The organism is Mesorhizobium sp. M8A.F.Ca.ET.202.01.1.1 (assembly GCF_004791595.1).
In the GTDB taxonomy this organism is placed as follows: Bacteria; Pseudomonadota; Alphaproteobacteria; order Rhizobiales; family Rhizobiaceae; genus Mesorhizobium.
On the sequence record NZ_SRUN01000200.1, the window covers coordinates 1 to 315 of the forward strand.

The window sequence follows — 315 nt, forward strand, 5'->3', positions numbered from 1 at the left end:
ATCGCCTGTAAGAAGGCGAGCAGCACGATGACGACCGATACAAGGACAACAGTAAGATAGGCCAAGGACTGCCTGCTCATGGCAACACCTTCGACACCTTACCTAGGAAATAGTCATAGCGATCGAAGTCGAAGCTGGTTTTGATTTCAACGACGCCGATGAGCCTTTCTGAAAGGCCGGCGTTCAATTCAAACATTCCGGCCAGATCGTCCGAAGTCGGCCTGTCAAGAACGCGCCTGACATTCGCGTCAGCGAGGCCCCGAAGCTCCTCGTCGCCCGCAAGACGTTCGGTCTGGCGATCGTACCATTCCAGAT

The 315-nt window shown here is 54.6% G+C and carries 1 protein-coding gene; it reads right to left on the minus strand.

Annotation, left to right across the window (positions count from 1 at the left end; translation table 11 throughout):
- Positions 1–76: 76 nt before the first annotated feature.
- The coding region (locus tag EN845_RS35745; protein WP_189587448.1) for a hypothetical protein at positions 77–315 on the minus strand (239 nt) is incomplete at its 5' end.